This window comes from Pseudomonas sp. XP2, from assembly GCF_053557975.1.
The window spans coordinates 51,444-76,107 of record NZ_JBNRIK010000011.1 but is presented as its reverse complement, the minus strand read 5'-3'; the positions used below and the strand labels follow the sequence as shown (position 1 = coordinate 76,107).

Genomic DNA, 24,664 nt, shown 5'->3' with positions numbered 1-24,664 from the left:
AAGCCAGCTCCCACAGGTAACCCACCATTTTCAAGGTCGGTGCAATACCTGTGGGAGCTGGCTTGCCGGCGATGAGGCCGGTGCAGGCCATCACAGATGAAACCCTCCCCTGATCCCTTCATCTACCATTGAAACCGATTCCCCTGCGCCCCATCTAAGCACCATAGCCATTCACGCAGGTGCCCCATGAGCGACCAGCAGGATTTCCCGGAACACCCTGACGAACACAGCGAAGTCGAGCACACCTCCCCGGCCGAACCCGGCCACGCCCTCGCCCTGCCCGGCCAGCAACTGCCGGACAAAGTCTACGTGATCCCGATCCACAACCGCCCGTTCTTCCCGGCCCAGGTACTGCCGGTCATCGTCAATGAAGAACCTTGGGCCGAAACCCTCGACCTGGTGGCCAAGTCACCGGACCACTGCCTGGCGCTGTTCTTCATGGACACCCCGCCGGAAGACCATCGCCATTTCGACACCTCGGCCTTGCCGCAATACGGCACGCTGGTCAAGGTGCACCATGCCAGCCGTGAAAACGGCAAACTGCAGTTCGTCGCCCAGGGCCTGACCCGGGTACGCATCCGCAACTGGCTCAAGCATCACCGCCCACCCTACCTGGTCGAAGTCGAATACCCGCGCCAGTCCGCCGAGCCGACCGACGAGGTCAAGGCTTACGGCATGGCCCTGATCAACGCGATCAAGGAGCTGCTGCCGCTCAACCCGCTGTACAGCGAAGAGCTGAAGAACTACCTCAACCGCTTCAGCCCCAACGACCCGTCACCGCTCACCGACTTCGCCGCCGCGCTGACCTCGGCCACCGGCAACCAGTTGCAGGAAGTACTCGACTGCGTGCCCATGCTAAAGCGCATGGAAAAGGTCCTGCCGATGCTGCGCAAAGAGGTGGAAGTCGCGCGCCTGCAGAACGAGATCTCGGCCGAGGTAAACCGGCAGATCGGCGAACACCAGCGGGAGTTTTTCCTCAAGGAGCAACTCAAGGTCATCCAGCAGGAGCTGGGGCTGACCAAGGACGACCGCAGCGCCGACCTGGAACAGTTCGAACAGCGCCTGGAAGGCAAGACCCTGCCGCCCCAGGCGCGCAAGCGCCTTGATGAAGAGATGGGCAAACTGGCCATTCTCGAAACCGGTTCGCCCGAGTACGCCGTCACCCGCAACTACCTCGAATGGGCCACCGCCCTGCCGTGGGGCGTGTACGGCAAAGACAAGCTCGACCTCAAGCATGCACGCAAAGTCCTTGATCAGCACCATGCCGGCCTCGACGACATCAAGGAACGCATCATCGAATTCCTCGCCGTGGGCGCCTGGAAAGGCGAAATCAGCGGCTCCATCGTGCTGTTGGTGGGCCCGCCCGGGGTGGGCAAGACCAGCATCGGCAAATCCATTGCAGAATCGCTTGGCCGGCCGTTCTATCGTTTCAGCGTTGGCGGCATGCGCGACGAGGCCGAAATCAAGGGCCACCGCCGCACCTACATCGGCGCACAACCCGGCAAGCTGGTACAGGCCCTGAAAGAGGTCGAAGTGATGAACCCGGTCATCATGCTCGACGAGATCGACAAGATGGGCCAAAGCTATCAGGGCGACCCGGCTTCGGCATTGCTGGAAACCCTCGATCCGGAGCAGAACGTCGACTTCCTCGACCACTACCTCGACCTGCGCCTGGACCTGTCCAAGGTGCTGTTCGTGTGCACCGCCAACACCCTCGACTCGATCCCCGGGCCGTTGCTCGACCGCATGGAAGTGATCCGCCTGTCCGGCTACATCACTGAGGAAAAACTGGCCATCGCCAAGCGCCACCTGTGGCCCAAGCAACTGCAAAAAGCTGGCGTTTCCAAGACCAGCCTGAGCATCAGCGACAGCGCCCTGCGCCTGGTTATCGAGGGCTATGCCCGCGAGGCCGGCGTGCGCCAGCTGGAGAAGCAACTGGGCAAACTGGTGCGCAAAGCGGTGGTCAAGCTGATGGAAGACCCCGAAGCCAAGCTGAAGATCGGGACCAAGGACCTGGAGGCCGCACTGGGCATTCCCGTATTCCGCAGTGAGCAGGTACTGGCTGGCAAAGGGGTAATCACCGGCCTGGCCTGGACCAGCATGGGCGGTGCCACGCTGCCGATCGAGGCGACCCGCATCCACACGCTCAACCGCGGCTTCAAGCTGACCGGCAAGCTGGGGGACGTGATGAAGGAATCGGCCGAAATTGCCTACAGCTACGTCAGCTCCAACCTCAAGCAGTTTGGCGGCGATCCTGGCTTCTTCAACGAAGCGTTCATCCACCTGCACGTTCCTGAAGGCGCCACGCCCAAGGACGGCCCGAGTGCCGGCGTCACCATGGCAAGTGCCCTGTTGTCCCTCGCCCGCGACCAGGCACCGAAAAAAGGCGTAGCCATGACGGGCGAGCTCACCCTCACCGGCCAGGTGCTGCCGATTGGCGGGGTACGCGAAAAGGTGATTGCGGCGCGGCGGCAGAAGATCTTCGAACTGATCCTGCCCGAGCCTAACCGCGGCGACTTCGAGGAGCTGCCGGACTACCTGCGAGAAGGCCTGACAGTGCATTTCGCCAAGCGCTTTGCCGACGTGGCCAAAGTCCTGTTCTGACCTGTTCCGTCCTCCTCGCGGCTTTAGCCGCGAAGAGGACGGCACCGGGCACACAAAACCCCACCAGCATCGGTTATCCTCAGGCATCGTCAGCCTACGGAGCCAACATGACCGCCCCTCGTCTGCTCGTTCCCCTGAGCTTTACCCTGCTTTCTGCCTGTGCCCAATACCCCACACAGCCTGTCGAGCTGGATGCCGAAAGTGAATGCCCAACGCGACTGCAGGTAGGCCAGACACTGACGTTGAGCTTGCCCGGCAATCCATCCACCGGCTATCGCTGGCTCGTCAAGAATGCCGCATCAGCTGTGCTGCGCAGCCTCGGCCCGGAGGTCTACAACGCCCCCGATGATCAAGACGTGGTCGGAAGCGCCGGTGTCTCCACCTGGCGCTTCCAGGCTACCAGCACCGGAGATGCCCAGTTGCTACTGGTCTACCAACAGCCATGGGCTGCAGAAGTCGCCCCGGTACAAACCTTCGACTGCAAGATTGTCGTCCGCTGAGGGCAATCAACTGCGGTCATACAGCAGTTGCACCACCTTCAGGTACTCACACAAACCGTCCAGCGCGACTGTGGCAGCTTCCAGATCCATGGTTGCGCTGAGTCTGGCGGCCTGCGCCTGCCACTCAGACTCTACCTTGCGAAGCTCATGTAGCCACCCGTTCTTCAGCGGCACCAAGCCCGACAGCGCCGTGACCGCTTCCAGTTCTTCCCGCGCCGCTTGCAGGGTTCGCTGCACCTGCCGCTGGTCGTCCACTGCAGCCTCGATCTTGCTATCCAGCCGGCCACGGGCCTTGCCCAGGTCGACGAATGTCTTGGCCCCGTCAAGCGCATCAGCATGCCGTGCAAGCTTTTGCGTCACAGCCTTGAACAGGCCGGCGTCGAATTTCGGGTCGGTGATCAATCCCATTATCTGATCGACTTCATCATCGCTCGGGATGAGGCCTTTCAGTGCGCTTGCAACCGAAGGTTTCTCGAACAGCTCGATAGCCTGGACAATATCTGCACGCTGCTGTTGCAGTTGCATCAATCGTTCATCGAATGCGACTGCCTGTACTTGAAGGCCGGCCGTTCGCGCTGCCAACTCTGGCAAGGCGTCGACAAGCGCCGATAGCGAAAACAGCTCCAACCGCAAGTTTTTCCTGGCCAAGTGCGCGTGATGCTGATTCAAACGCTCCAGTACACTGGCGAGCCTGCGCTGCGAAGCGCCGCTGTCCACACCCGGAATAAATCGCCGATCCTCCAGCAATACGATACCGCCTATCAAGCTCTCCTTGAACGCGCGCTCGACAGCCAGCAACAGTGTACACAGTTCATCCAGTTGCTCGCGTGCGGCAGGCAGCACGTTCATTTCCCAACTTCCAATGAGCTGGAATATCTGATCCTGCAGATTTTGCATCTCTACAACATCTGGCGTGACGGTTTGAGTATTGGCAATTTCCATGTCAGGCTTCCTCATACTCGTCAATCAGTTCATTGAACAGCTCTGACAGCGTATGGCACACACTGCCTATTTTGGTCCACGGTTTGATAACCTCCGAAAAATCAAGAACAAAGGATTCAAGCTGGACGACGGTACTCAGTTCTTTGGCTTCATTGACAGAGTTGTCGGCATACGAAGCGAGGAACAACCAAACATCGGCCAACCGCTTGGTCGCCGCCGACAGATCCTTGCACCTGAATTGCAAATCTCTGACCAGCGTCGAAACACGCTCGAAGTCCTTCAAGGCCGGCGCCAGCTTGCCCAGTGCATTGGCCAACTCATCGCGTCTTTCAATCAACGCATTCTTTGTAGCCCTGATAGCTTCTGCCTTGTTTCCGAATACGCCACCGGTTATCACCAGACCGATCGGCCCCAACAAGATACCGGTGAATGCATAGCCAACATGGGCATCGTACTCAGCCTTCAACTGGTCGACCTGCTCGTCCCACTGATCGAGTTGCTTGCGTTTTTCCAGGATTTCCTCATGGGAAACCTTCTCATCGAAGTGCTTCAACAAGCGTCCCATACGCGGCTTGAGTTCACGCTTGATTTCATTGTTGAACCAGTTGGCACGGCTGTCGACGTCAACGATACGCCGGCGAGTGCATTCAATTTCCTTCACCAGTTCGGAAATGCCGAGCGTCAGCACACTGGCGATCTGTGCTTGTTCATGTTCGCTGAGCGCCGAGGTGTAAACATCGTCGCCCTCCTCGGCCTTGCGTTTCTTGATCGCAATGAACACGTCGCTGCTTTCAAGGTTTTCCAAAAGGCTACTGCCACGCTGCACCAGGCTTTCGGCAAACATCTCAATTTCAGGCCCCAGCTGTTTTATACTGCGTTCCAGTATGTCCCATTCAGCGGCATGCCGGTGCAGCGCCACGTAAAGCTCATTGACCATCGACGCTTTAATACCGAGGGCGGCGTAATCGACCTCCCTCTCGATTTCCACCTGCGTCCGCGGTAAATGGTTAACGGTATTGACGTACCGCTTAATGCATTTCAAATTATCTGCCGTCAGCAAACCACCAACTTGCTGACCACCATCGAGCCGGCTTTCAATGAATGAAAAATAGCGTTCTGGCAATATTTTCACTCTGGAAACCAGGTCCAGATCATCGACGGGTAGTTCTTCCTGCACAGTTGCTATATTCATTTCTCAACCCATGAAACCAATGAAGTAAAGGCAGTTGGAGTGTCCACCCGAACCACCCTGAATACATTCACCCGGATAACTTAACGCTGTGGGAAAGTTCACTGCTGCGGGCATGAACGCTCCGACCCTGAAGCATTGCCATGGCAAGATGCGTGGCCATTGGATAAAATGCGCACCCGTTTCACCCTGTATCGAGCCCACCGTGAGCAAACAACCCGACCGCCTTTTCTCGCAGCCCCTGGAGCAGGTGCCCGATTTCGTCTTCAACGAAGACGTGGTGCGCGTGTTCCCGGACATGATCAAGCGTTCGGTGCCCGGTTACCCGACCATCGTCGAAAACCTCGGCGTACTGGCTGCGCGTTTCGCCCAGCCAGGCACCGCTCTGTACGACCTGGGCGCATCGCTGGGCGCCGTCACCCAGTCGCTGCGTCGCCATGTTCGCAGCGACAGCTGCCGGGTGATCGCGGTGGACAATTCCGCCGCCATGGCCGAACGCTGCCGCCAGTACCTCACCGCTCAGGACTCGATGTTCCAGGAGCTATTGCCGGTGCAAGTGCTGGAAGCCGATATCCTTGCCCTGCCCTTCGAGCCTGCCTCGGTAGTGGCGATGAACTTCACCCTGCAATTCATCGCCCCCGACCAACGCCTGCAATTGCTCGGGCGTATTCGCCAGGCGCTGCTGCCGGGGGGTGCGCTGATCCTTTCGGAGAAGCTGCGTTTCGCCGATGAGCAAGAGCAGGACCTGCTCAATGAACTGCACCTGGACTTCAAGCGCGCCAACGGTTACAGCGAACTGGAAATCGCCCAGAAGCGCAGCGCCATCGAAAACGTGATGCGCCCCGATACGCTCCAAGCACACCAGGAGCGCCTGCGCGCCGCCGGTTTCTCCAAAGTGGTGCCGTGGTTCCAATGCCTTAACTTCGCCTCGTTGATAGCCCTGCCATGATCGATCTGTCCCCCCTCGTCCGCCGCCTGGCGGGCACGCCACTGGCTTCCTGGTCGCAAGGCCTGCAAGCACAACTGGAAGCCAAGCTGGAGAAAGGCCACGGCGACCTCGACCGCTGGCGCGGTGCGCTCGATGCCCTGCCTGCCCTGCAACCCAGCGAAATCGACCTGGTCAACGAGCTGCGCCTGGACTGCGATTGCGACGACGCTACCCGCGCGCAGATGCGCCAGGCACTCATGGGCCTGTCGCCCTGGCGAAAAGGGCCGTTCGATCTGTTTGGCGTGCATGTAGACACCGAATGGCATTCGGACTGGAAATGGTCGCGGGTAAGCCCGCACCTGGACCTCAAGGGCAAACGCGTGCTCGACGTCGGCTGCGGCAACGGCTATTACCAGTGGCGCATGCTCGGTGCCGGCGCCGACATGGTAATTGGTGTCGACCCCAACTGGTTGTTCTTCTGCCAGTTCCAGGCCGTGCAGCAGTACCTGCCGGAGCTGCCAGCCTGGCACCTGCCCTTCGCCCTTGAAGAACTGCCTGCAAACCTGGAAGGCTTCGATACCGTGTTTTCCATGGGCGTGTTCTATCACCGGCGCTCACCCATCGAGCACGTGCTGGCGCTCAAGGACTGCCTGGTCAAAGGAGGCGAGCTGGTTTTGGAAACATTGGTAATCGAAGGTGACGAAAACCAGGTGCTGGTACCGGAGGACCGCTATGCACAGATGCGCAACGTCTGGTATCTGCCGTCGGTACCCGCCCTGGCGCGCTGGTTGCGCCGTGCCGGCTTCAGCGATGTGCGTTGCGTCGATGTGAGCGTTACCAGCGTCGAGGAGCAGCGCAGCACCGAGTGGATGCGCTACCAGTCGCTGGGCGACTTCCTCGACCCGAACGACCACAGCAAGACCATCGAAGGCCTGCCTGCCCCCCGCCGCGCCACCCTGCTGGCGCGCAAATAAAAAAGGCGCCCGGTCGGGCGCCTGAATCCACCTGCGGCGAGGAGCTGTCGCGGCGCAGGTGTTGTTACCTCAATCCTTGGCCACCTCGCGGGCCTTCTCTTGCGCCTTTCGTTCGCGTTCGGCGACGGCCTGTTGTTTGTCGCCGTGCAAGCGCTGCTGGTCTTCGCGGAAGGCTTGCCAGAACTGCTTCGAGCGCTCCGCACCGCCCTCGGCATAGACACTGGCACTGCCCAGGGCAAGGGCGGCCAACAGCAGGTATTTGGTCAGGTTCATCGTGTTTGCCTCGTGGTAACCGATCAGACACGGCCATCCTAGCGAGGGGCAGCTAACAGCAAGGTGAGGCGGGGATTACAGTCCTGCAATCTGGCCTTGTGTTGCCTACCAGGGCCCTGGCCTACAGCCAGATAACAGCAGAATGACAAATCCGTTATCTGCACCGCAGGCCTTTTCTCATGCCGTAACATCCTGGTTCTTGACCCTGATGTCACTACAGGGTCGAGAATTGCCCCCTTTCATCACACCGAGCACCCCATGCGCCTACTGATCATCGAGGACGAGCTGCGTACCGCCGATTACCTGCAACAAGGCCTGCGTGAAAACGGCTACGTGGTCGACTGCGCCCACACCGGCACCGACGGCCTGCACCTGGCCCGCCAACAGCCCTATGACCTGGTCATCCTCGACGTGAACCTGCCTGAAATCGATGGCTGGACCGTGCTGCAGCGGCTGCGGGCCGAATCGGCCACGCGCATCATGATGCTTACCGCCCACGGTCGCCTGGCCGACCGGGTCAAAGGCCTGGACCTGGGCGCTGACGACTACCTGCTCAAGCCGTTCGAATTCCCTGAACTTCTGGCGCGCATCCGCAGCCTGCTGCGGCGTAACGACCAGCAACTGCAGCCCAGCACCCTGCGCGTCGCCGACCTGGAACTGGACCCTGGCCGGCACCGCGCCTACCGCGCCGGGCAACGCATCGACCTGACCGCCAAGGAGTTCGCCCTGCTGCACCTGCTGATGCGCCAGACTGGCGAAGTGCTTTCGCGCACTCAGATCATCTCCTTGGTATGGGACATGAATTTCGACTGCGACACCAACGTGGTCGAGGTTTCGATCCGCCGCCTGCGGGCGAAGATCGACGACCCGTTCGACAACAAGCTCATCCATACCCTGCGCGGCGTAGGCTATGTCCTTGAGGCCCGCGTTTGAAAAACGCGAGCCTGTCGTTGCGCCTGGGCCTGAGCGTGACACTGATGGGCGCCGCGCTGGTGCTGCTGCTGGCCTGCCTGGCCGTGTTCGCCCTGGATCACGAACTGGACAGCCGCGCACGCAAGGATCTGGCGCGCAAGATGCTGCAGGTCGAGCACAACCTGCGCGTCGATCTGCGCAGCGAGGACCTGGGCAGTCGCGCCCATCCACTGCTCGACCTGGTCATGGGGCATGACAACCTCAGCCTCAGCGTACTGGCCCTGGAAGGCCGCCACCCGCACCTGCTCAGCCTGGGCCCGGCCCTGGAGTCGCGGGTGAGCGAGTTGCACACCGATGCCCGCCTGGCCTTTCACGCATGGCGCGACAGCAGCGGCAACCAGTTCCTCACCGTGACCCGGCAGATGCGCCTGCGCGACAACACGCCGGTGAAGGTGATGATGTCGCTCAACCGCGCCGACGACAACGCCCTGCTGCAGGCCTACCTGCATTCGACCTTGCTCGCCTTGCCACTGCTTCTGGTGTTGATCGGCGCGGGTGCCTGGTGGCTGATGCAGCGCGGCCTGAAACCGCTGCGGCGCTTCCGGCGTATTGCCGGGCAAGTGTCGGCCCAAGACCTGCAACACCGCCTGCCGGCTACCGGCCTGCCGCAAGAACTGGCGCAACTGGCCAGCAGCATCAACGTGATGCTCGACCGCCTCGATCAGGGCGTGAGCCAGTTGTCGCAGTTCTCCGACGATCTGGCTCATGAGTTGCGTACCCCGTTGAGCAACCTGATGGGCAAGGCGCAAGTGACCCTGGCCCGTGAGCGGGACAACGCCAACTACCGGGAAGTGCTGGAAGACAGTATCGAGGAGCTGACCCGGCTCAACCGCATCATCAATGACATGCTGTTTCTTGCTCAGGTCAGCCAGCCGCAAACGCAGGTTGCATTGAAACCCTTGGCCTTGGCTGACGAGGCAGCGCGAGTGGTCGAGCTGTTTGCCTTCAGTGCCGAGGTGAAAGCGGTTGAGCTGCGTGTGCAGGGTTGGGGGACGGCGCTGGGGGACCGGCTGATGTTTCAGCGGGCATTGTCGAACCTGTTGAGCAATGCCATCCGGCACAGCCCTGAGGGTGAGCGAGTCGAGTTGCGGATTGAACGTTCAGGCAGCGAAGTATGGCTTTCGGTAGAGAACCAGGGGCCTGGCATTGCTACAGAACACCAGTCGCGCTTGTTCGAGCGGTTTTACCGGGTGGGCCCGGGGCGTTCGCGGCTGGAGGGCGGAACCGGGTTGGGGTTGGCAATCGTGAAGTCGATCATGCAGCTGCATGGCGGGCGGGTCGAAGTGAACAGCAGCCCCCTTGGGCCTACCCGCTTCACTCTGGTGTTTCCTGCCGAATAATCGATTGCCTGTACCGGCCTTTTCGCGGGTAGACCCGCTCCCACAGGGACTTCACAGGCCTTGAGGCTTATACAATCCCTGTGGGAGCGGGTTTACCCGCGAAAGGGCCAGAACAGGCAACCAAACTCTCAGCGCGAAGCCGCCACGATCAGTGCCTTCATCTCGGCCACTGCGGCTTTGAAGCCTACAAACAAGGCATGCGCCACCAGCGCATGGCCGATGTTCAGTTCATTGATGCCCTTGATCGCCGCCACCGCCTCGACGTTGTGGTAATGCAGCCCGTGGCCAGCATTGACGATCAACCCCTGCCCCACGCCAAACGCAACGCCATCGACGATACGCTTGAGCTCCTCGGCCACTTCGGTGGGGGTTTCGGCATCGGCATAACGCCCAGTATGCAGCTCGATGGCCGGCGCCCCCACCCGGCGAGAGGCCTCGATCTGGTGCTCGTCAGCATCGATGAACAACGACACTTCAGCACCGGTGCGCGCAAGGCGCTCCACTGCCGCCTTGATCCGTGCCTCCTGCCCCGCCACGTCCAGGCCACCTTCGGTGGTCAGTTCCTGACGGGTTTCAGGCACCAGGCAGATGTGCGCCGGGCGGATCTTTTCGGCAAAGGCCATCATTTCTTCGGTGACGCCCATTTCGAAGTTCATGCGGGTCTGCAGCACATCCTTGAGCAGCAGCACATCGCGCTCCTGGATATGCCGACGGTCTTCACGCAGGTGCACGGTGATGCCATCGGCGCCCGCTTCCTCGGCATCCAGGGCAGCCTTGACCGGATCAGGGTAACGCGTGCCCCGGGCCTGGCGCAGGGTCGCCACGTGGTCGATGTTTACGCCGAGAAGCATGCGGTTGCTGTGAGTCACGAAAGGCTCTCCTGAAGGTTTAGCCCCACAGCATACGTCGTGATCAGCGCTTGCGAAACAGTTCCCGGCTGACCAACGGTTTTGCGCCCAGATGAACCGCCAGGGCCTGGCGCATCAGGCGCTTGGCCGCGAGCAAAGCGCCTGCGGTGTCCCAGTCGGCGTCGGCCAGGGCCAATAGCTCGATGCCGCGGAACAGGCCGGGTTGCACCCATTCGACCCGCTCCAGGCCGGCATCCACACGCAAGCGGTACAGCCCGTCGGCCGCGATGGGTTGATCGTTGACGTCATGATTCAAGGAGAACGCATAACCCAGTTCGTCCAGCAGCCGCCATTCGAACGAGCGCAGCAGCGGCTCCAGCGGGCGCCCGGCGGCCAAGGCCTGCAAGGTCAGGGCGTAGTGCTCGAACAGGGCCGGGAATGGCGCTTCGGCGGGCAGCAGGCGCATGAGTAGCTCATTGAGGTACAAGCCGCTGAACAGGGCATCCCCGTGCAGCCAGGCCGCTATGCCGGCGCTGTCCATCCGCCCCACATTCTTCAGCTCGCCACGCCCGCGCAGCTCCACCTCAAGTGGCACGAATGGCCGCACCAGGCTGCCGCCCTTGCCACGCGCACGCCGCAGTACGGCGCGCACGCGGCCCTGCGGCGTGAACAAGTCCACCAGCGCGCTGGTTTCCTTGTAGGCACGGCTGTGCAGCACGTAGGCTGGCTGGCCGACAGGTTGTTCCATTAGCGTTCACCCAGCCCGTGATTGTGGGAGCGGCCTTGTGTCGCGAAAGGGCCGCAACGCGGCCCCCCGGATTTCAGCATTGCCGCCAAAATGGCTGGGGCTGCTTCGCAGCCCTTTCGCGACGCAAGGCCGCTCCCACAAGGGCCGCCTTGAGCCTTAGAGGTCGCCGTAGCCCAGCGAGCGCAGGGCGCGCTCGTCGTCGGACCAGCCGCCCTTCACCTTGACCCACAGGTTGAGCATGACCTTGGAGTCGAACAGCACTTCCATGTCCTTGCGCGCCTCGGAGCCGATACGCTTGATACGCTCGCCCTTGTCGCCAATGATGATTTTCTTCTGGCCGTCGCGCTCGACCAGGATCAGCGCGTGAATATGCAGCACATGGCCCTGCTGCTTGAATTCTTCAATTTCCACGGTGATCTGGTACGGAAGCTCGGCACCCAACTGGCGCATGATCTTCTCGCGCACCAGTTCGGCGGCCAGGAAGCGGCTGCTACGGTCGGTAATCTGGTCTTCGGGGAAGAAGTGATCGTTCTCGGGCAGGTGCTTGGCGATCTGTGCTTCCAGCGCTTCGAGGTTGTGCCCCTGCTGCGCAGAAATCGGCATGACTTCGGCGTTTGGCAGTTGCTCCTGCAGCCACTGCAGGTGCGGGATCAACTCGGCCTTCTCTTCCATGCGGTCGGTCTTGTTGACTGCGATGATCAGCGGGCCGGTCACGTACTGCACGCGCTCCAGCACCAGTTGGTCTTCGTCGGTCCACTTGGTACGGTCGACCACGAAGATCACCACGTCAACGTCCTTGAGGGCCGCCGAGGCGTTGCGGTTCATGTAGCGGTTCAAGGCTTTGTCGTTGGCCTTGTGCATACCGGGGGTGTCAACGTAGATCGCCTGCACATCACCTTCGGTCTTGATACCGAGCATGTTGTGGCGGGTGGTCTGCGGCTTGCGCGAAGTGATCGCCAGCTTCTGCCCCAGGATGTGGTTGAGCAAGGTCGACTTGCCCACGTTGGGGCGGCCGACAATGGCCACGTAGCCGCAGCGAGTCGGGTTGCTATCAGTCATTGCCATTCTCCACGCCCAGGGCGATCAGTGCGGACGCGGCAGCGACTTGCTCGGCAATACGCCGGCTAACGCCCTGACCACGGCTCTTGTTGTTCAGCAGCACGACTTCGCATTCGACGAAGAAGGTACGGCAGTGCGGTTCACCCTGGATATCCACGACTTCGTATCGCGGCAGCTCACAGCTGCGTGATTGCAGGAATTCTTGCAGCCGGGTTTTCGGGTCTTTGTTGGTGTCGACCAGGGTCAGGCCTTCGAACTCGTCGGCCAGCCAGGCCAGTACACGTTCGCGGGCCGTGTCCATGTCAGCGTCCAGGTAAATGGCACCGATCAGTGCCTCCAGGGCGTCGGCCAGGATCGATTCGCGACGGAACCCGCCACTCTTGAGCTCACCCGACCCCAGGCGCAGGTATTCGCCCAGGTCGAAACCACGGGCCAGGCGGGCCAGGGTCTCGCCCTTGACCAAGCGCGCGCGCAGCCGCGACAGCTGGCCTTCGCGTGCCTGAGGGAAGCGCTCGAACAGCGCTTCGCCGGCGACGAAGTTGAGAATGGCGTCACCGAGAAACTCCAGGCGCTCGTTATTGCGCCCGGCATAGCTGCGATGGGTCAGCGCCAGAAGCATCTGGTCCTGATTCTTGAAGGTATAACCGAGCTTTCGCTCCAGATGGGCAAGGGAAGCACTCATGCAACCACCCGTTTGTTGTTCAACGCGTTGTTCAAATCAACATCCTGAAAGACTGTTTGGCTGTGGCCCGCCGCCGTTTGCGACGAATCTCCCGATCCCTGAGAACACAGCCTATGTCAGAAATGCATTCGGCGCTGTCTGCTGGACAGCGCCGAAGGGTATCAATGGATCAGGCCGACCCGCGACAGGTTGGGCAGGTGGCTGAGCTTGGGCTCTGGCCAGCTCATCCACACCGCGAAGGCCTTGCCGACGATGTTCCGGTCCGGAACCATGCCGTGCAGTTCCTTGGGGATGTTCGGGTCATCCCAGTAACGGCTGTCGTTGGAGTTGTCGCGGTTGTCGCCCATCATGAAGTAATGGCCTGCCGGCACGGTCCACTGCTGGTCCGGCGGCATGCGATAACGGCTCATTTCCTTGCGGATCAGGTGTTCGGCCGCGCCGAGTTTTTCCTTGTACAGCTCGGCGCTGCCCAAGGTGCCCGGTTCGGTACCCACCAGTTGTTCGGCAATCGGCTGGCCGTTGACGAACAACCGCTTGTCGTTGGTGTAGCGGATCTGGTCGCCCGGCAGGCCGACCACTCGCTTGATGTAGTTGACGTTCGGGTCGCTCGGATAGCGGAACACCATTACATCACCGCGTTGCGGGTCACCTACCTCGATGACCTTCTTGTCGATCACCGGCAGGCGAATGCCGTACGAGAACTTGTTCACCAGGATGAAGTCGCCCACTTCCAGGGTCGGTTTCATCGACCCCGAAGGAATCTGGAACGGCTCGACCAGGAATGAACGCAGCACCAGCACGATGAACAGCACCGGAAAGAACGATTTGCCGTACTCGACCAGCAACGGCTCCTTGTTCAGGCGCTCGACAACGGCCATCTCGGGCTGGCTGACGCTGCCCTGATAGTTGGCGATTGCCGCACGCCGGCGCGGGGCCAGGAACAGCAGGTCGATCAAGCCCAGCAGACCGCAGACGAAGACGGCGATGACTAGCAACAGCGGGAAATTTAGCGACATAGGACCTAGCTATCCAACCTGAGCACGGCGAGGAAGGCTTCCTGTGGAATTTCCACGTTGCCGACCTGTTTCATGCGTTTCTTACCGGCCTTCTGCTTCTCCAGCAGTTTCTTCTTACGGCTGACGTCACCACCGTAGCACTTGGCCAGTACGTTCTTTCTGAGCGCCTTGACGGTTGTCCGCGCGATGATCTGGCCGCCAATGGCTGCCTGGATCGCCACATCGAACATCTGCCGAGGGATCAGTTCCTTCATCTTCTCGGTCAACGCACGGCCTTTGTAGGCCGCGTTGTCGCGGTGCACGATCAATGCCAGGGCATCGACCTTGTCGCCATTGATCAGTACGTCCAGTTTGACCAGGTTGGCCGACTGGTAGCGATCAAAATGATAATCCAGCGAAGCATAGCCGCGGCTGGTGGACTTGAGACGGTCGAAGAAGTCCAGGACCACTTCGTTCATCGGCATGTCGTAACGCACCTGCACCTGGCTGCCGAGGAACTGCATGTCGCGCTGCACGCCACGCTTCTCGATGCACAGAGTGATGACGTTACCCAGGTGCTCCTGCGGCACCAGAATGGTCGCGGTGACGATCGGCTCGCGGAAGTCGGTCACTGACGAGACGTCCGGCAGCTTTGACGGGTTATCGACGATGATGGTTTCACCGGTCTTGAGCTCGAGCTCATAGATCACGCTCGGTGCTGTGGTGATCAGGTCCAGGTCGTATTCGCGCTCAAGGCGCTCCTGGATGATCTCCATGTGCAGCATGCCGAGGAAACCGCAACGGAAGCCGAAGCCCAGGGCGTCGGAGCTTTCCGGCATGTACTGCAGCGACGAGTCGTTGAGGGTGAGCTTCTGCAATGCGTCGCGGAAGTCTTCGAAGTCGTCAGAGCTGACCGGGAACAGGCCGGCGTAAACCTGCGGCTGGATTTTCTTGAAGCCCGCCAGCACTTCGACCTCGGGGGTCGAGGACAAGGTCAGGGTGTCACCCACCGGCGCACCGTGAATGTCTTTGATGCTGGCGATGATGAAGCCTACTTCGCCGGCTTTCAGATCAGCGGTCTGGGTGTGTTTTGGAGTGAACACCCCCACGCTGTCGACCAGGTGCACCTTGCCGGTGGACTTGACCAGAATCTTGTCGCCTTTCTTGACGCGGCCCTGGCGCACCCGCACCAGCGAGACCACGCCCAGGTAGTTGTCGAACCAGGAGTCGATGATCAACGCCTGCAAAGGTGCGTCGATCTCGCCTTCGGGCGCGGGGATGGTGTGCACCAGGCGCTCGAGAACCTCGTCCACGCCCATGCCGCTCTTGGCGCTGCAAGCCACGGCGTCGGTGGCGTCAATGCCGATGATCTTCTCGATCTCGTCCTTGACGCGGTCCGGGTCGGCCTGGGGCAGGTCCATCTTGTTCAGCACTGGCATGACTTCCAGGCCCTGCTCGATGGCGGTGTAGCAGTTGGCCACGGACTGGGCTTCAACACCCTGGCCGGCGTCAACCACCAGCAGTGCGCCTTCACAGGCTGCCAGCGAGCGCGAGACTTCGTAGGTGAAGTCGACGTGGCCGGGGGTGTCGATGAAGTTCAGCTGGTAGGTCTTGCCGTCTTGCGCCTTGTAGTGAAGCGTCACGCTGTGGGCTTTGATGGTAATCCCGCGTTCGCGCTCCAGGTCCATGGAATCAAGCACCTGGGCTTCCATTTCGCGTGCCGACAGGCCACCGCACATCTGGATGAAACGGTCGGCCAGCGTCGACTTGCCATGGTCGATGTGGGCGATGATGGAGAAATTGCGGATATGACTCAAATCACTCACGGGTCAACACTCGAAAAGGCTGCGAGCCGGGACGCCCGCCGAAAAATAGCCGGGAATTGTACCTCAAGCAGCAGGGATATGGGAGATTCCTCTATCGGGCTGTGCAGCGCTTTGGCGTCTGCAATTGTGAATTTTCATGAAAAAGGGCAGCCGTAGCTGCCCTTTCCTGCCTGCAAATCCGCTTATTCAGCGAGCTTGAAGGTGATGAAGCTGGCACGCCCCTGACGCAGCACGCGCATGGACACCGAGCGGTTCTTCGGCAGTTCCTTGGCGATTTCGGTGAATTCCTTGGCCGAACCGATGGCCTGGTTGTTCAGGTGGCTGATGACGTCACCCGGGCGCAGGCCGATCATCGCTGCAGGGCCATCCTGCACTTCCTTGATAACCACGCCGCCCTTGAGTTCGAGGGACTTTTTCTGCTCGGCGGTCAGGTCAGCCACCGATACGCCCAGACGGTTGCTGCTGCGCTCGGCGCTGCCTTCGGCGCCGGCACCGGTACCGATGTCGGCATCGTCATCCGGCATGGCGCCCACACCGACGTCCAGGGTCTGGCGCTTGCCGTTGCGGATGATCTCCAGCTTGGCCTTTTCACCGTCCTTGAGGCTACCGACCAGGTGTGGCAAGTCGGCCGACATGACGATCGGCTGACCGTTCATGCTCAGGATCACGTCACCCACCTGCAGGCCACCTTTGGCTGCCGGGCCGTTTTCCAGCACTTGGGCCACCAGCGCACCCGCTGGTTTATCCAGGCCGAAGGATTCAGCCAGGTCCTTGTTGACCTCTTGAATCACCACACCCAGCCAGCCGCGGCTGACCTTGCCATCTTTCTTCAGCTGATTGGACACATCGAGCGCCACATCGATCGGGATGGCGAACGACAGGCCCATGAAGCCGCCAGAACGGGTGAAGATCTGCGAGTTGATACCCACCACTTCGCCCTTCATGTTGAACAGCGGGCCGCCCGAGTTACCCGGGTTGATGGCGACGTCGGTCTGGATGAACGGGACGTAGGTCTCATTAGGCAGCGTACGGCCCTTGGCACTGACGATACCTTTGGTCACCGAATGGTCGAAGCCGAACGGCGAACCAATGGCCAGCACCCACTCGCCCACCTTGAGCTTCTCGGAATCACCCAGCTTCACGATCGGCAGGTTCTTGCCTTCGACTTTCAGCAGGGCCACGTCGGTGCGCGGGTCGGTGCCGACCAGCTTGGCCTGCAGCTCGCTGCGGTCCGACAGGCGGACGATGATTTCGTCGGCGTCGGCCACCACGTGGTTGTTGGTCAGCACGTAACCATCGCTGGAAATGATGAAGCCCGAACCCAGCGATTGCGCCTCGCGCTGGCGGTCGCCACGCGGCGAACGCGGCTGCTGCGGCATGTTGCGCTCAAAGAACTCGCGGAACATCGGCGGCAGGCCTTCCAGGTCCGGCATCTGCCCCGCGGCGATACGACGATCTGGCAGCTTCTGCTTGGTACTGATGTTGACCACGGCCGGCGAGGCCTGCTCGACCAGCGTGGTGAAGTCCGGCAAGGCTTCCTCGGCCTGGGCGGTGAGCACCTGGCCGAGCATGAGCACAGCGGCGAACATCGATAGGTAGGATTTCAAGCGTGGTGTAGACATACGGCTCCCGTCACAACGAGCGGTAGTTTAGAAAGGCCCCTGCACAATGCAGGAAAGGCCAGGCTCCTAGAAGCCTGACCTATAGAAAATTTGCCAGTAGATTGCAAATGACAATGCTTTAATTTCATTTCAGGCGCATATCCGTTCGCCTTGGCATGGCCCTCAAAAGCGCGCCATTACTGGCGCGCCTGGGCATCCTGGGGCCGCATCGACAACGCGACGCGTTCTGCCGTACCCAGCGGAATTTCGCCAACTACGGTGACCATCACCTTGCCTTTGGGGGTGTTAAGCCGTCGCGAAACCGCCGAGGTCGGGCCAAGCTGGGTACGCACATCGGTCCCGGTATCGTCCTTCACGGGTTCAAGGAACACCGAGAAGCGCGCCAACCCATCGTCGTACATCAGGCTACTGACCGTGCTGTCATGTTTGGGATCACGCCGTACCGAGCTGTTGACAAGCTCGAACCCTGGCGGGAGCCAGTCCGAGCGCCAGCCAGCGACGCTGTCGTTGCTGACAGAGGCAACGCGCTGCACCGGCTTGCATGAAGCACTGGGGCGCAGGTCATCGTCGACAGGCGGTTCGTCGGTATCGAGGCGCGTCATCTGGAAGCGCTCCAGCAACTGCCCTTTGTCGTTGAGCATCAACGAACGCAGTGGCAGGCCTGTGGCGCGGTCCAGATGCAATTCGAAGGCATAGCGGTGCTGGTCGCGAGGAGTGAGGGTCAAGATCACGGCATCGCGCCCGGCGACCCGTGACTTGCCTGCAACGCTCAAATCGTACCAGCCCATCAGTTTCAGCGGATCAAGCACACGCTGCGCAGCGTCCGTAGGGGCGGTCACTCCGCTGACCAAGGCCCCACTGACACACTGCACCTTGCCATCCACGCGCAATATTTCCTGGGCGGCGCCATCAAGCTGTAGCAACCGCTCGCTGACTTTGCCGTCCTGGACCCTGTGCCAGATATCGTGGGAAGAGAAGCTACCGTTGCGTTCGTAGACGAACGAGCCCTGGTAACTTTGCTTTTTCTCGGCCAGTGCCAGCTTGTTCAGCCACTCGTTCGCCTCGGGCGATGAGTTGGCTGCCAATGCCGGCACCGTCATGCAGCTGCCAATCAGCAGCGACAGAAGAGGTAGCGCGCGCATGATCCTCCTTATTTAGCGGGGTTTTCCATGCTGGCGGCACGGGCATACGGCAGGGCAGTTTCAGTACCCTTGAGCGCGGACTCCTGTGCATGCTGGCGCAGATAGCCCGGCAGACGCTGATCCCAGCCGGCCTGGTTTTGCAGCACGCCGTTAGCCATCGGCCCGGTCGGTTGCTCACTGCTTTCACTATAGCCTGCCAAAACAGCAGGGCCCTGAGTTTGTGGCATGCTCAGGCCTTGTTGCGCAGGCTGCTGCGCAGCCAGCTCGGCGCCGGTGATTTCATCCTGGTTGTACATCCGCACGCCTGCCAGCACCGCAACGGTGACCGAGGCGGCAACCGCCAGACGAGCGACGCTGCGCCATGGCCCCTTGTTGACCTTGGCCGGTACGGCTTCGTCAGCCAGCGCCGCAGACACCGCCGAGGCGATATCCAGGTTGGGCAGCAGCAGCTCCTTGTGCATGGCTGCACGGGCTACCTGGTAACGCGACCAGGTGGCACGGGTTTCAGCATCGTCTACGGCGCTCAGCACCCGACGCAGTTCCAGTTCGTCCGCTTCGTTATCCATTACCGCGGACAGCGATTCCTGCAAAGCTTCACGACTCATGGCGGTTCCTCTCTTGGCTGTCGCCGCTGTCTCAGGTTTCCTGCAACAACGGCTGCAGGGCTTTGTCTATGGCCTCCCGAGCGCGGAAGATTCGAGAGCGCACGGTACCCACCGGACATTGCATGACACTGGCAATGTCTTCGTAACTCAGCCCGTCAAACTCGCGCAGGGTCAATGCCGTACGCAGGTCTTCGGGCAGTTGCTGGATGGTGCGATGGACAGTGCCTTCGATTTCATCCCGCAACAACGAGCGCTCTGGGGACTCGAGATCCTTGAGGCCATGATCGCCGTCGTAAAACTCCGCATCCTCAGAGCTCACATCACTGTCTGGTGGCCGTCTTCCACGGGACACCAGGTAGTTCTTCGCCGTGTTGATGGCGATGCGGTACAGCCAGGTATAAAACGCACTGTCACCGCGGAAATTGCCAAGCGCACGATAGGCCTTGATAAAGGCTTCCTGTGCGACATCCTGGGCCTCGTGGGTATCGTGAACGAACCGCACGATCAACCCGAGAATCTTGTGCTGATACTTCAGCACCAACAGATCGAAAGCTCGCCTGTCACCACGCTGAACGCGCTCGACAAGCTGCTGATCCTCTTCCTGGGTTAGCATGAACACTCCTCAGTGAACTCGAAGGAGCGTTGCAACAGCCATCGATCAGGCTTGCAACCATAGACTCGGGCTTTTCGCAAAAGTTCTCCCCTCCAAGCAAGTTTCCTGCAGCCCTTGGTCGGCTTGCACGGAAGACGCGGCGCGGGCACGGCCGGCTACGTCGATAATCAGGTTTCGAATACGCAGGGACAACCCGAACAGGTCTTGCCGCCCCGCGTCGCCTCGACAAATTGTGACGTGCGGGCAACCTTCATAGGATTTCCGGCCATGTCGGAAAGTTCCCACAAAGGTTGCCGCGCGCCTCGGTAAGTGGCCAGGTGGCATGGAAATTGGCCACCTCGGGCTGCTATAAAGGCAACCTGGCCAAGTTTAACGATAGTTTCACAATGCCATCTGCGCGTGACTATTGTGCCGCGCCCCCTCTAAAGATTACTAGTGTCCCGACATGAGCCAACAATTCCAACATGATGTCCTGGTGATCGGCAGCGGTGCCGCCGGTCTCAGCCTGGCACTGAACCTCCCCAGCCACCTGCGTGTTGCCGTCCTCAGCAAGGGCGACCTGGCCAACGGCTCGACCTTCTGGGCCCAGGGCGGGGTCGCGGCAGTACTGGACAACACCGATACCGTGCAGTCGCATGTCGAGGACACCCTCAATGCCGGCGGCGGTCTGTGCCATGAAGAGGCGGTGCGTTTCACCGTCGAACACAGCCGCGAAGCGATCCAGTGGCTGATCGAGCAAGGTGTGCCCTTTACCCGCGACGAGCACTCCAGCGTTGACGATGGAGGCTTCGAATTCCACCTCACCCGCGAGGGCGGCCATAGCCATCGGCGTATCATCCACGCCGCCGACGCCACTGGCGCAGCCATTTTCACCACGCTGCTGGAACAGGCCCGCCGGCGCCCGAACATCCAGTTGCTGGAGCAGCGCGTGGCGGTCGACCTGATCACCGAACGTCGCCTGGGCCTGCCGGGCGAGCGCTGCCTGGGCGCCTACGTGCTCGACCGCAACACCGGTGAGGTGGACACCTTCGGCGCGCGCTTCACCGTACTGGCCACCGGCGGTGCAGCAAAGGTCTACCTGTACACCAGCAACCCCGATGGCGCCTGTGGTGATGGCATCGCCATGGCCTGGCGTGCGGGCTGCCGGGTGGCGAACCTGGAATTCAACCAGTTTCATCCGACCTGCCTGTATCACCCACAGGCCAAAAGCTTCCTGATTACCGAAGCCCTGCGCGGTGAAGGTGCGCTGCTGCGCCTGCCCAATGGCGAGCGCTTCATGCCACGCTTCGACCCGCGCGAAGAGCTGGCCCCGCGCGACATTGTGGCCCGCGCCATCGACCACGAGATGAAACGCCTGGGCGTGGACTGCGTGTACCTGGACATTACCCACAAGCCGGCCGATTTCATCATGGGCCACTTCCCCACCGTGTACGAACGCTGCCTAGCCTTTGGTATCGATATCACCCGCCAACCGATCCCGGTCGTACCGGCGGCGCACTACACCTGCGGCGGGGTGATGGTCGACGACCGCGGCCACACAGACGTGCCAGGGTTGTACGCCATCGGCGAAACCAGCTTCACCGGCCTGCACGGCGCCAACCGTATGGCCAGCAACTCGCTGCTGGAATGCTTTGTCTATGGCCGCGCCGCCGCTGCCGACATCCAGGCGCACCTTGAACACGTGACAATGCCCAAGGCCCTGCCAGGGTGGGATGCCAGCCAGGTCACCGACTCGGACGAGGATGTGATCATCGCGCACAACTGGGATGAGCTGCGGCGGTTCATGTGGGACTACGTGGGTATTGTGCGCACCAGCAAGCGCCTGCAGCGGGCCCAACACCGCATTCGCCTGCTGCTGGACGAAATCGACGAGTTCTACAGCAACTACAAGGTCAGCCGCGACCTGATCGAACTGCGCAACCTGGCGCAGGTGGCCGAACTGATGATTCTGTCAGCCATGCAGCGCAAGGAAAGCCGTGGGTTGCATTACACACTGGATTACCCGGGGATGCTGGACGAGGCCAAGGACACCATCCTCAGCCCACTCTGAAATGTGCAGCGTGTGTGAGATCGAGCGCCGCCCGCGCGGCGCATCGCGAGCTGCGCTCGGTCTCCCGGGCTCTGAACCTGCCACGGCGAACACCTCTCGGCCCTACCCCACCGCTGTCGTTGCCCAGCGCCGTCGGCTGAACTTCAACCGCACCCGCAGGCGCCGATGCTCATCCCCCCCCAGCGCATCCTGCGGTATGCACTGGCTCTGCCCCATCCATCGCCCCGCCCGCTCAAAGCGCAACACCACCAGCCGCGGCAACGCCACGCTGTCCCGGCACAACCGCACCGGTTGCCAGCCACGGGCACGGCAGAACACCTGCCAGCCGCGCACATCACGGCGCAGCCCAACAACGGCATGCTCATGGGTTAACAGGATTCGTCGGGGAATGGCCCAGCCAGCGTGGGCGATACAGGCGGCGACAACAGAAAAGGAAAGCCAATCAGGCAACGGGCTCGCCCACACGGCAAGCCACGCCAGCACCTGGCAACCCAGGTAGGCCGCTAGCAGCAGGCGCGAGCCTTGCCAGCGGCACTCGAAACACTCACTTGGGCTGGACACGGTCCAGGATGATGCGGACCATGCGTTGCAGCTCCGGGTCTTCGGACTCGGTGCGCTCCATGAACCAGCCGAACATGTCCTGGTCCTCGCAGCTCAACAGACGCACGTACAGTTGGCGATCGGTCTCGTTGAGGGTGGAGTAGACTTCCTGGGTGAAAGGCACCAGCAGTACGTCCAGTTCCAGCATGCCGCGGCGGCTATGCCAGAAAAGCCGGTTGAGTTCAGTTTGTTCGACCATGGGGCCCTCCTCGAATGGCCCGCCAGTATACAGGCAGGCGAGCATGGCGACACCGGGCGTTGGTCTAGTCACCTACCTATTTTGTTACCGGCGTTCTATGATGGCCGCCAGTCTTTAAGCCACCGCGATGACCCATGGCCGATTCCGCTTTCTTCTGCCCCCTGTCCCACGAGGGCATCCTCGCCGTCCGCGGCTCCGATGCAGGCAAGTTCCTGCAAGGCCAGCTGACCTGCAACATCACCTACCTCAGCCAGGAACATTCCAGCCTCGGCGCCCGCTGCATGGTCAAGGGGCGCATGCAGTCGAGCTTTCGCATCTTGCCCGAAGGCAACGGTTACCTGCTGGCCATGGCCAGCGAACTGCTAGAGGCGCAACTGGCCGACCTGAAAAAGTACGCTGTGTTCTCCAAGGCCACGCTGACCGACGAAAGCGCCGCCTGGGCACGCTTCGGGCTGCAAGGCGGTGACGCTGCGCTACAGGCGCTTGGGCTCGACGTGCCTGCAAACGCCGGCAGTACCGTGCGCCATGAAGGCCTGATCGCCATTGCCGTGTCCGCAGGACGTGTGGAGTTGTGGGTACCGGCGGACAATGCCGACACGGTACGCCAGGCCCTCGCCAGCGCCCTGCCTGAAGGCAGCCTCAACGAATGGCTGCTAGGCCAGATTCGTGCCGGTATCGGCCAGGTCATGGGACCGACCCGTGAGCTGTTCATCCCGCAGATGATCAACCTGCAGGCCGTCGACGGCGTCAGCTTCAAGAAAGGCTGCTACACCGGTCAGGAAATCGTCGCCCGCATGCAGTACCTGGGCAAGCTCAAGCGCCGCCAGTACCGACTGGCACTGGACCAGCAGGCCATCCCGGCCCCGGGTGCCGCGATCTTCTCGCCCACCCACGGCTCGGCGGTCGGTGAAGTAGTCATTGCCGCCGGCAACGGTGCTGGCTGCGAACTGCTCGCGGTGCTCAGCGCCGACGCGGTGGAAGACGACAACCTGCACCTGGGCAGCCTCGAAGGCCCACGCCTGCAGGTGCTGACCCTGCCTTACGAACTGGACCGCGACCGGGAAATCCAGCGCTGACCAGCCTGCCCCGCCCCCGTGGCGGGGCCGCACCACCACTGCGGTAGACACGTCAATGAACAAGCTGGCCGAGATGGTTCAAGCACAGTTGCTCGATGCCATCGAAAAGGATGACCTGGTCCTGCCAACCCTGCCCGAGGTTGCCTTGAGCATCCGCGAGGCAGCGGAAGACAGCGAGATCAGCGTAGCGGCCCTGAGCAAGGTGATTGGTCGGGATGCGGCCCTTTCAGCGCGCCTGATCAAGGTAGTCAACAGCCCACTGCTGCGTGCGGCGGTCGAGGTGACCGACCTGCATACCGCCATCACGCGACTGGGCATCAACTACAGCTGCAACCTGGCCATTGGTTTGGTGATCGAGCAGATTTTCCATGCACGCTCACCGGCAGTTGAACAGAAGCTTCGCGAGATCTGGACCAACAGCCTGGAAGTGGCAGGCATCAGCTACGAAATTTGTCGCCGCTATACCCAGCTCAAGCCTGAACAGGCCACCTTGGGCGGGCTGGTCAACCAGATCGGTGCGCTGCCAGTGCTGATCTATGCTGAAGAGCACAACGAGCTGTTGTCCGACCCGGTTTGCCTGCATTACGTGATCGAGCAGATCCAGCCGGTACTGGGGGACAAGATTCTCAAGGCCTGGGAGTTTCCGGAGCAGTTGATCAATTTGCCGAGCCAGGTTCAGGACCTGGACCGGCAGACCGACAAGGTCGACTACATCGACATCGTGCAGATCGCCCGCTGTATCAGCCAGCGTGGTCGTCAACGTCCGTTGGCGGCACTGCCCGCGTACCGCCACCTGAGGTTGCCTTTTGGTACCGAGCTGGAAGTGGATGAACTGCTTGAGGCGCGCAGTATGTTGCGCTGAGCTGTGTCAGCCTGC

At 61.2% G+C, this 24,664-nt stretch carries 24 protein-coding genes; 9 read left to right on the top strand and 15 right to left on the bottom strand.

Annotation, left to right across the window (positions count from 1 at the left end; genetic code table 11):
• The first annotated feature begins 186 nt into the window (after nt 1–186).
• Both lon and ACK1VC_RS14165 read left to right on the top strand, forming a co-directional pair.
• Complete coding sequence (gene lon / locus ACK1VC_RS14170) at nt 187–2,604, top strand: endopeptidase La (RefSeq protein WP_016488814.1); 2,418 nt, start codon at nt 187–189, stop codon at nt 2,602–2,604.
• A 107-nt stretch (nt 2,605–2,711) separates the two neighbouring features.
• Nucleotides 2,712–3,104 (top strand): protease inhibitor I42 family protein, encoded by a 393-nt coding sequence (locus ACK1VC_RS14165; protein WP_016488815.1) that lies wholly within the window; start codon nt 2,712–2,714, stop codon nt 3,102–3,104.
• 6 nt (nt 3,105–3,110) lie between these two features.
• Here ACK1VC_RS14165 and ACK1VC_RS14160 read toward each other — a convergent pair whose 3' ends face one another.
• Together ACK1VC_RS14160 and ACK1VC_RS14155 are read right to left on the bottom strand one after the other, a co-directional pair.
• Nucleotides 3,111–4,046, bottom strand: a complete 936-nt coding sequence (locus ACK1VC_RS14160; protein ID WP_060519999.1) for an alpha-xenorhabdolysin family binary toxin subunit B — start codon at nt 4,044–4,046, stop codon at nt 3,111–3,113.
• A 1-nt stretch (nt 4,047) separates the two neighbouring features.
• Complete coding sequence (locus ACK1VC_RS14155; RefSeq protein WP_191086918.1) at nt 4,048–5,238, bottom strand: alpha-xenorhabdolysin family binary toxin subunit A; 1,191 nt, start codon at nt 5,236–5,238, stop codon at nt 4,048–4,050.
• A 202-nt stretch (nt 5,239–5,440) separates the two neighbouring features.
• Between ACK1VC_RS14155 and cmoA the strand changes: the two genes are divergently transcribed.
• Nucleotides 5,441–6,184, top strand: a complete 744-nt coding sequence (gene cmoA / locus ACK1VC_RS14150) for a carboxy-S-adenosyl-L-methionine synthase CmoA (RefSeq protein ID WP_191086919.1) — start codon at nt 5,441–5,443, stop codon at nt 6,182–6,184.
• On the top strand, nt 6,181–7,137 hold the full coding sequence (cmoB, locus tag ACK1VC_RS14145; RefSeq protein ID WP_191086920.1) for a tRNA 5-methoxyuridine(34)/uridine 5-oxyacetic acid(34) synthase CmoB: 957 nt from the start codon (nt 6,181–6,183) through the stop codon (nt 7,135–7,137). Before cmoA ends, cmoB begins: the two co-directional genes overlap by 4 nt.
• Before the next feature lie 69 nt (nt 7,138–7,206).
• On the opposite strand, the gene ACK1VC_RS14140 is transcribed toward cmoB, so the two are convergent.
• Nucleotides 7,207–7,410, bottom strand: coding sequence for a hypothetical protein (locus tag ACK1VC_RS14140; protein ID WP_016488820.1), 204 nt, complete (start codon nt 7,408–7,410; stop codon nt 7,207–7,209).
• 258 nt (nt 7,411–7,668) lie between these two features.
• Between ACK1VC_RS14140 and ACK1VC_RS14135 the strand changes: the two genes are divergently transcribed.
• Both ACK1VC_RS14135 and ACK1VC_RS14130 read left to right on the top strand, forming a co-directional pair.
• The gene (locus ACK1VC_RS14135) at nt 7,669–8,343 is read left to right on the top strand and encodes a heavy metal response regulator transcription factor (protein WP_016488821.1); all 675 of its coding nucleotides are present in this window, start codon (nt 7,669–7,671) and stop codon (nt 8,341–8,343) included.
• A complete protein-coding gene (locus ACK1VC_RS14130) occupies nt 8,340–9,722 on the top strand; it encodes a heavy metal sensor histidine kinase (RefSeq protein WP_016488822.1) in 1,383 nt (460 codons plus the stop codon). The genes ACK1VC_RS14135 and ACK1VC_RS14130 overlap by 4 nt, the downstream gene beginning before the upstream one ends.
• A 128-nt stretch (nt 9,723–9,850) precedes the next feature.
• Here the strand turns inward: ACK1VC_RS14130 and pdxJ are convergent, their stop codons facing one another.
• The 10 genes from pdxJ to rpoE form a co-directional block, all read right to left on the bottom strand.
• Complete coding sequence (gene pdxJ / locus ACK1VC_RS14125; RefSeq protein ID WP_232247752.1) at nt 9,851–10,573, bottom strand: pyridoxine 5'-phosphate synthase; 723 nt, start codon at nt 10,571–10,573, stop codon at nt 9,851–9,853.
• Between the two features lie 61 nt (nt 10,574–10,634).
• Complete coding sequence (recO, locus tag ACK1VC_RS14120; RefSeq protein ID WP_016488824.1) at nt 10,635–11,318, bottom strand: DNA repair protein RecO; 684 nt, start codon at nt 11,316–11,318, stop codon at nt 10,635–10,637.
• A gap of 156 nt (nt 11,319–11,474) precedes the next feature.
• The gene (era, locus tag ACK1VC_RS14115; RefSeq protein WP_003252061.1) at nt 11,475–12,377 is read right to left on the bottom strand and encodes a GTPase Era; all 903 of its coding nucleotides are present in this window, start codon (nt 12,375–12,377) and stop codon (nt 11,475–11,477) included.
• Nucleotides 12,370–13,059 carry a ribonuclease III gene (gene rnc, locus ACK1VC_RS14110; protein WP_016488825.1) on the bottom strand — a complete coding sequence of 230 codons (690 nt, stop codon included), beginning with the start codon at nt 13,057–13,059 and terminating at the stop codon, nt 12,370–12,372. The genes era and rnc overlap by 8 nt, the downstream gene beginning before the upstream one ends.
• Before the next feature lie 161 nt (nt 13,060–13,220).
• Nucleotides 13,221–14,075, bottom strand: a complete 855-nt coding sequence (gene lepB, locus ACK1VC_RS14105) for a signal peptidase I (protein WP_016488826.1) — start codon at nt 14,073–14,075, stop codon at nt 13,221–13,223.
• Nucleotides 14,076–14,080: 5 nt separating this feature from the next.
• Entirely contained in the window at nt 14,081–15,880 is a 1,800-nt protein-coding gene (lepA, locus tag ACK1VC_RS14100; protein ID WP_024717450.1) for a translation elongation factor 4, read from the bottom strand.
• 182 nt (nt 15,881–16,062) lie between these two features.
• Entirely contained in the window at nt 16,063–17,469 is a 1,407-nt protein-coding gene (locus ACK1VC_RS14095; RefSeq protein ID WP_371262331.1) for a DegQ family serine endoprotease, read from the bottom strand.
• A 209-nt stretch (nt 17,470–17,678) separates the two neighbouring features.
• Nucleotides 17,679–18,644, bottom strand: coding sequence for a MucB/RseB C-terminal domain-containing protein (locus ACK1VC_RS14090; protein ID WP_016488829.1), 966 nt, complete (start codon nt 18,642–18,644; stop codon nt 17,679–17,681).
• A gap of 8 nt (nt 18,645–18,652) precedes the next feature.
• Nucleotides 18,653–19,249 carry a sigma-E factor negative regulatory protein gene (locus ACK1VC_RS14085; RefSeq protein WP_016488830.1) on the bottom strand — a complete coding sequence of 199 codons (597 nt, stop codon included), beginning with the start codon at nt 19,247–19,249 and terminating at the stop codon, nt 18,653–18,655.
• 31 nt (nt 19,250–19,280) lie between these two features.
• Nucleotides 19,281–19,862, bottom strand: a complete 582-nt coding sequence (rpoE, locus tag ACK1VC_RS14080; RefSeq protein ID WP_003252049.1) for an RNA polymerase sigma factor RpoE — start codon at nt 19,860–19,862, stop codon at nt 19,281–19,283.
• Between the two features lie 445 nt (nt 19,863–20,307).
• On the opposite strand from rpoE, the gene nadB reads away from it, so the two are divergent.
• Nucleotides 20,308–21,912, top strand: a complete 1,605-nt coding sequence (nadB, locus tag ACK1VC_RS14075) for an L-aspartate oxidase (protein ID WP_023047119.1) — start codon at nt 20,308–20,310, stop codon at nt 21,910–21,912.
• Between the two features lie 102 nt (nt 21,913–22,014).
• Here the strand turns inward: nadB and ACK1VC_RS14070 are convergent, their stop codons facing one another.
• Together ACK1VC_RS14070 and ACK1VC_RS14065 are read right to left on the bottom strand one after the other, a co-directional pair.
• Complete coding sequence (locus tag ACK1VC_RS14070; RefSeq protein ID WP_016488832.1) at nt 22,015–22,473, bottom strand: protein YgfX; 459 nt, start codon at nt 22,471–22,473, stop codon at nt 22,015–22,017.
• Nucleotides 22,457–22,711 (bottom strand): FAD assembly factor SdhE, encoded by a 255-nt coding sequence (locus ACK1VC_RS14065; protein ID WP_016488833.1) that lies wholly within the window; start codon nt 22,709–22,711, stop codon nt 22,457–22,459. Before ACK1VC_RS14065 ends, ACK1VC_RS14070 begins: the two co-directional genes overlap by 17 nt.
• 134 nt (nt 22,712–22,845) lie before the next feature.
• Between ACK1VC_RS14065 and ygfZ the strand changes: the two genes are divergently transcribed.
• Nucleotides 22,846–23,787 (top strand): CAF17-like 4Fe-4S cluster assembly/insertion protein YgfZ, encoded by a 942-nt coding sequence (gene ygfZ, locus ACK1VC_RS14060; protein ID WP_016488834.1) that lies wholly within the window; start codon nt 22,846–22,848, stop codon nt 23,785–23,787.
• A gap of 55 nt (nt 23,788–23,842) precedes the next feature.
• On the top strand, nt 23,843–24,649 hold the full coding sequence (locus ACK1VC_RS14055; protein ID WP_016488835.1) for an HDOD domain-containing protein: 807 nt from the start codon (nt 23,843–23,845) through the stop codon (nt 24,647–24,649).
• Nucleotides 24,650–24,664: the final 15 nt, after the last annotated feature.